The following is a 6,372-nucleotide window of genomic DNA, read 5'->3' as shown; positions in this document are numbered from 1 at the left end:
CTCGTCAAAGATGACGTCGAAATCGCCCTTGGCCTGCTTGTTCCAGAGGTTTGCAATCAGGTAGTCGGGCTTGAACACCGGGACTTCGGGCGGCAAGAACAGGCTCACCTTTTCGCGGTCGGCCTTGCTGAGTTTCGCGTATTCCTCTTCCCACTTGTCGGATTTTTTGAGGGCTTTCAGGCAAGGGTCGTTGATTTTCTTGAGTTCAAAGCCGAACTTGTCGGCCATAAACTTGTACAGAAACACCTGGGTGATAATCTTGTATTCGTTGCCGTCATTGCCCATGCCGTATGTCTGGCAAGTGGCCTTGAGAGAGTCAATAAGGGCAATGGTCTTGTCTTTGATGTTCATTTAATTTCCGTAGTAGGCGTTATACTGGTTTATGTACTGCTTGGCGATGCGCTGCTGGATAAACAGGTAATCGGGCATTTCGGGCTTGATTTGCGGAAAATGCGCAAGCCCGTCTGCAATTTCTTTCATCACGGTCTTGCCAAAGTAGGCGTCCTGTTTGAGGATGTCGTTGCGGTCAAAAACTTTTGCGTCAATCGTACCCTTGATAGTCAAGAGAGCCTGCACGATTTCTTCGTCGAACTTCGAGATAATCGGTGCCTGGTGCTTGGGTTCGCGGGCCTTGTTCTCTTCGCGAATACGCTTATGAACGTAGGCAAATTTCGTGTCACCGTTATACTTACGCAAAAGGGCTTCATTTGCCTTGCGGAGTTCTTCTAGGCGTTTGAGAATGTCATTCATCGCCTGGTTCTGCTCGTTATAAACGGCAAGGTTTTCCGGGGTAAAGCCGTGCTTGTCAAAGATGCGCTTGAACTCCTGTTCCAATTCAACAAACACAGGGTCTTCGTGGTCGAAGTTATCCAGAAATCCGCGGAGTGCGCGCTTGTATTTTTCACGCAGTTCCGTGCCGTTGTCGATGATTTTCAGTTCTTCTGTGCCAATGCAGCTAAAGTTGAACTCGATGTTCATCATGGCTTCGTTCACGGCAAACTGAGTCGCTTCGCTGTTGGTCCAAGCCTCTTTCTGGTTAATCATCGCAATGCGGTGGTTCACTTCCGAAAGCATGAGCGGCAACTTTTCGATGTTCAGCTTTTCAAAATCCTTTTTAAGGGCATCGTCACCGAAAGTACGAACAAGGTTCATGGCATCCTTGGCGAGTTCCAAGGCCTTGCGGAGTTCAATCAAAACCTTCTTGTCTTCAAGGCTAGAAATCTCTGTAGAGAAAACTTCCGCGTTGTCGGTGGTATAACAGAACAGAGCCTGACGTGCCACCTTCATGTGGTTGATAAGGGCATCCTTGTCTTCCATGACTTGATTGTACATGTCGGGCAAGTTATCGTCTGGGTCAGTATCGGCATCATTATAGCGGTTCAGTTCCTGCAAATATGCGGCATTGGTCTCGTCAAAATTCTTCTTGATGTCGGCAAAGTCAATCAGGAACCCGCGTTTCATATTCTTGTACGGGCGGTTTACGCGTGTAATTGCCTGCAACAAATTATGATCTTCGATTTTGCGACCGAAATACAAACGCTTAAGACGCGGTGCATCAAAGCCCGTCAGCAACATGTTGTAAACAATCAGAATATCAATCGTGTAGTTCTTCTTGAAGTCGCTGATAATCTGCTTGCGGGTTTCCTTGTCGTCGCTATCGAAGAGAATCAATCCCGCTTTCAAGTTGATTTTCTGGATGCGGTTTTGATTGAGTTCGTCCTGAATCTCGTTGAAGAACTTGTACAAGTTTCGAGCCTGTTCCGAAGATTCAGCAATAATCATGCCGCCAAGGTCGTTGTCGCCCTGCATGGCACGGAACTTCACCAAATCATTGATGATGTAGCGGAGCAACGCCTTCACGTATGTGGGGTGCCGAATAATCATGTCCTTTGAGACAGAACCCTTCTCCACCAGTTTCTGCACGCTTTCGTAAGCATCGTTTAGTTTTTTGCGGTAACTGGTTTCGATATCTTCGCGGATAATCTTTAGCGTATAGCCGTCTTGAATGGAACGGTCGTAATAATACGTGTGGAAGTAATCGCCAAAGACCTTGCAGCTCGCCTTTTCGCTCCCGATGAGCGGTGTGCCGGTAAGTGCAATCTTGATGGCGTTCTTGTCGGCATTGAAAAGGTTCGAAAGGAAACATCCGCCCGGTTTGTAGCCGCGATGCGCTTCGTCCATAATGAACACGCGTTGCAAATTCGTGGCGTAATTCGGGATTTCCACTTTCTCGGTGTCATTTTCAAACTTCTGGATGTTCACCACGGTAATTTCATCGACACCGGCGTTGCCCTGCAAGGCCTGCTGTGTGCGGAACTGTTCCATGAGTTCCGTGCGGGAATTTGCCGTTGTCACCTTGAGGCCGCGGTTGCTCAATTCTTCGGTTGCCTGCTCCAGCAAATCCAGGCGGTCCACAATAAAGTAGAATTTCGCGACTTTGTTCTGCTTGGCGTAATAATCCTTGAGGACTTTGCTCAAGTGGTACGAAAGTGCCGTCTTGCCCGAACCCTGCGTATGCCACACAATGCCGGATGTCGCACCCGCTGCCAGTTTTTCACGGATAATCATGGCCGCAAAAAATTGCTGGTAACGCATGATGTGCTTTTCATGGCGGCTCTCGATTTGGCCATCCTTCTCTTTTTCGACATGCAAGTAAGCGATGCCGTACTTGAGCAAAAAGAGCAAACGCTCCGGGCTCACCATAGAAGTAAGCACGCGGTTCGTGGGCGTGTTGATATCGAGATTCGTCTTGTATTCCGGATTCTCTTTCAAGACCGGAACATTGAAATCCATCAGGACTCTCTTTTCGAGATCCGCAGGAATTGGTAGATAAGGATAATTGGCGTGGAACGGCGCGATTGCCGCACGCTTGGGGTTCTCTTCCCTGAAGCAGTTGAAACGCGCTTCGTTTTTCGCAGTTGTGCAATAGAATACGCCTTCAATCGGGACAACACCGCCCTTGGCATCGTATTCCATGTTGTTGGAGAAAATCATCAACTGCGTGATGTTGATAAAGCGGCGGAACTTTTTCTTCGGGAAGCGTTCGTCGTTCATCCGCTTGCTTTCGGCCACCATGCCGCCTACGTTGTTCGGCTTCTTGACCTCGATAAACACGAGCGGAAGCCCGTTGACGAACAACGTAATGTCGGGGCGGAAACTTTCATCGCCATTCTTGCAAGTGAATTCCGCCGTGCAATGGTACGTGTTGTTTTCCGGATGTTCAAAATCAACTAGGCGAAGTGGAGAATAGCTGGTAAGGCGCCTGTAGAACTGCTGGCCCAAATCGTCGTCATCCAGTTCCTTCTGAATGTCCGAAAGCACGCTCTGCGCAGAAACAGTCGCTGCCGGATTCAGCTTCTTGAACTGCTCCGCAAAAATATCTACAAGAATGTTCGTCTCTGGGTCGTATGGAATTGCCGGCGTTGCGCCAGACTCCGAAATTTTTCCCAAATACGTATAGCCGATGCGAGCCAAATGCTGAATCGCAGTCAGCTGAACGCGCGTCGCTTCCGTAAAAAGATTAGGCATAAAATCTCTACTTTCCAAACTGGCGTTCACAGGGTTTGCCGTCACCGTCGCCATCCATTTGAACTCCAGGGCAATTTCTTAAAAAGAATAATGCTTCTTCATAACTATTCATTTGGCTGCAATGTGTACGTCCATCGCAATGGAATCTGGATTCGGTTCCACGATTTACATTTTTAGGGGTAGGAACAATTGCAGATTGAGATGTTTTTTGACCGAATGAATGTTCCTGGCAATATGTAAACAACATTGCCGGAATCGCAATTAAGAAAATTGCTAAAGCAAACTTCAGCTTACGCTTGCGATAATAGCCTGGCACGTACGCAGTCCGCTTTTCATGAAACTGCTTTAACGGAACCCCTTCCAGCACACCTGATGTTATACGAGGACCTTTCGGTGTTTCTTCAAATTTCGTCACAACAATTGTATCGCCGACTTTAGGGTTACGCGAAATTGGACCTAAAGCACTTCGGTGAACAAAATATTTTTTCCCATTAGCCTCAGCAAAGCCAAAACCTTTGGCTTCATTCCAAACAGAAACTCTCGCAACATTTGTTATAGGCATAAAAACAATATCGCTTGTGTATATAAAATGCTCTTCATGAATATAATTTTTTATGCTGTCAGTAAAGTGTCATCGTGAAAAAAATATTGACTTTCGACGCATTTGAAAAAAAGTCAATCTTACCTCTTGACGAATAGTGCACAAAAGTGTAGTTTTAAATAGTCGTTTAAAACATCTGCGTTTATAAAGCTTGTACGCAGAAAGGAGCACAAAATGTACAGCACCGCCAATGGCACCGTCACCGACGCCCAAGCCGCCGAAATCGATTCTCTCAACAACGAAATCTGGAATAACTTCTGGAGCATCCCCCGCGAAAAGCGCACCAAAGCAGACTGGGAAAAGCTGCTCGACATCCAAATATTGGTGAAAAAAGGGTGAAAATAGAGCTTTTGCGCTCTATTTTATAAATCTATATATTGACAAATAAACAAATATATTGTAATTTAAACAATGAAGTTTAAAGAAATCTGTGACTACGCAAAAAAAAGAGGCTGGGAATTAGGGCGAATCAGCGGCGATCACCACATATTCGTGAAGCAAGGCAAGCGACCCGTTCCCATACAACGAAACAAGCACGAGATAGAAGGCGTCTATCTCAAGCGCATCTTGAAACAATTTGACCAGTAGAGGCATCCATGAATTACGCAGCGAAAATAGAGAAAGACAAGGACATGGGCTTCGTAGTTTCGTTCCCCGACCTGCCCAACGTGAACGCATTCGGCGACACGCAGGAGGAGGCTCTCAGGCAGGCGAAGGACGCGCTGGACGGTGCGATGGAATGCGACCTGGATCTTGGCAATACGATGATTCTCCCTAAGACAATGCCCGACACCGACAAGGGCCTCTACCCGGTCGAACTTTCCCCGCGGATTGAAATTGCGTATAAACTATTCGAAGCCCGCAGGGGCCAAAAGAAAAGCGAGGTGGCGCGTCGCGCAAACATCACCCCGCAGGCTTACCAACGTTTTGAGACTCCAAAAGGCTCGCCATCCATCGAGACGCTCTACAAACTGGCGCATGCCCTCGGCAAGCAGCTCGTAATCGAGTTCGTGTAATAGGCCAAGGCCGTTGCGCTGAAAAAGAAATCTCCCTCACGAACAAAAAAAATCCCAGCCTTTGCAGCCGGGATTAACAAAGCTCTAGACCAATCGACTTCGGCGCATTCGCATTTACATTCGCCTCCGCCGCGGTTCCAGCAGCTTTTACTTCTGCAAATTCAAACTTGCATTAGCAGCACCGTACAAACTAATGCTGTAATCCTTGATGAGGTACACCGGGATCTTGTTCAAGAGCGGGCGGATGTTCGGATTGTAGTTCTTTTCGAACCAGGTCATGAACAAGTTATCGCGTTCAAGCCAGCGGAGGTCTTTCTGCACCGTACCACCGGCGAGGTAGAAACCACCCAGCGGGAGGAACAACGTGCAGGCGTCGCTGGCGAAGCGGGCAAGCATCTTCACGAACATGCGCATCATTTCGGCAGCGACCGGATCGGTGTCGCTTGCGCGGCTGATGTACTTCGGGCGGTCATGCCAATCGGTTTCTTCAATTTTCTTGAAGGCTTCATTCTGCGGAACGCCCTTGGTGTCGCGCCACCATTCATAGAGGTGAGCAAGGCCCATGCCAGAGACGAGCGGTTCGACGCCCGGCACGGTGCCGATGCGCTTTTCCATGTAGTCGCGGAAGTCCTGGGATTCCTTGTCGAACGGGGCGAACGTAGAATGGCCACCTTCGGAGCAAGCCGGGATGTACTTTTCGCCGTCAAATGCGAGGAAGCCAACGCCCATGCCGGTACCTGGGCCAATCACGGCCTTCGTTGTAGCCTGCGGCTTCGGTTCACTTCCGTCGGTATGCTTGAACTTGAGAATCTGATTCGGGTCATCGACATCCAGAGTCGGGATGCCATAGCTAATGGCCATAAAGTCGTTAATCACGAGCGTCGGGATACCGGTTGCATTGGTGATGGCATCGCCGTCAACGCACCACGGGAGGTTCGTCATGACGCACTTGTTGTTAGCAACGGGGCCTGCTGCACTGATGCAGATGTGGGACGGCTTCAAATCGGCGCGGTTTTCGATAGCAGCCTTGAGCGTTTCGCGGATCGGGGTATCGAGCCCTTCAATGCACTGGCTCGGGCAAACGGTTTCGAGAATGAGCGTAAACTTGCCATCTTTGTAGCCAACAAGACCAAGATTCGTATTCGTACCACCGATATCACCCGCCAAAACAAGACGGTCAAACTTAGCATCGGGATTAAGCCATTTAATTTCCATAATTTAAAACTC

6 protein-coding genes and 1 pseudogene are annotated in these 6,372 nt (G+C 48.5%); 3 read left to right on the top strand and 4 right to left on the bottom strand.

Annotation, left to right across the window (positions count from 1 at the left end):
• The 3 genes and pseudogenes from HUF13_RS08360 to HUF13_RS08350 all read right to left on the bottom strand — a co-directional run.
• Positions 1-351, bottom strand: a pseudogene (locus HUF13_RS08360) (SAM-dependent DNA methyltransferase); the annotation flags it as partial.
• On the bottom strand, positions 352-3,528 hold the full coding sequence (locus HUF13_RS08355) for a type I restriction endonuclease subunit R (RefSeq protein WP_173474704.1): 3,177 nt from the start codon (positions 3,526-3,528) through the stop codon (positions 352-354).
• Between the two features lie 7 nt (positions 3,529-3,535).
• Positions 3,536-4,090: an excalibur calcium-binding domain-containing protein gene (locus tag HUF13_RS08350; RefSeq protein WP_173474703.1), complete on the bottom strand. Its 555-nt coding sequence runs from the start codon at positions 4,088-4,090 to the stop codon at positions 3,536-3,538.
• Between the two features lie 213 nt (positions 4,091-4,303).
• Between HUF13_RS08350 and HUF13_RS08345 the strand changes: the two genes are divergently transcribed.
• The 3 genes from HUF13_RS08345 to HUF13_RS08335 all read left to right on the top strand — a co-directional run bounded on the left by HUF13_RS08345 (position 4,304) and on the right by HUF13_RS08335 (position 5,145).
• Complete coding sequence (locus HUF13_RS08345) at positions 4,304-4,468, top strand: hypothetical protein (RefSeq protein ID WP_173474702.1); 165 nt, start codon at positions 4,304-4,306, stop codon at positions 4,466-4,468.
• Positions 4,469-4,540: 72 nt separating this feature from the next.
• Complete coding sequence (locus tag HUF13_RS17580; RefSeq protein ID WP_083579649.1) at positions 4,541-4,717, top strand: type II toxin-antitoxin system HicA family toxin; 177 nt, start codon at positions 4,541-4,543, stop codon at positions 4,715-4,717.
• 8 nt (positions 4,718-4,725) lie between these two features.
• Positions 4,726-5,145: a type II toxin-antitoxin system HicB family antitoxin gene (locus HUF13_RS08335; protein WP_173474701.1), complete on the top strand. Its 420-nt coding sequence runs from the start codon at positions 4,726-4,728 to the stop codon at positions 5,143-5,145.
• 147 nt (positions 5,146-5,292) lie between these two features.
• Here HUF13_RS08335 and HUF13_RS08330 read toward each other — a convergent pair whose 3' ends face one another.
• Positions 5,293-6,360, bottom strand: coding sequence for a glucokinase (locus HUF13_RS08330; RefSeq protein ID WP_173474700.1), 1,068 nt, complete (start codon positions 6,358-6,360; stop codon positions 5,293-5,295).
• Positions 6,361-6,372 lie beyond the last annotated feature (12 nt).

This window comes from Fibrobacter succinogenes (assembly GCF_902779965.1).
Lineage (GTDB): Bacteria > Fibrobacterota > Fibrobacteria > Fibrobacterales > Fibrobacteraceae > Fibrobacter > Fibrobacter succinogenes_F.
Note: the sequence above shows the minus strand (reverse complement) of the source record. Positions and strands in the feature narration are given on the sequence as shown.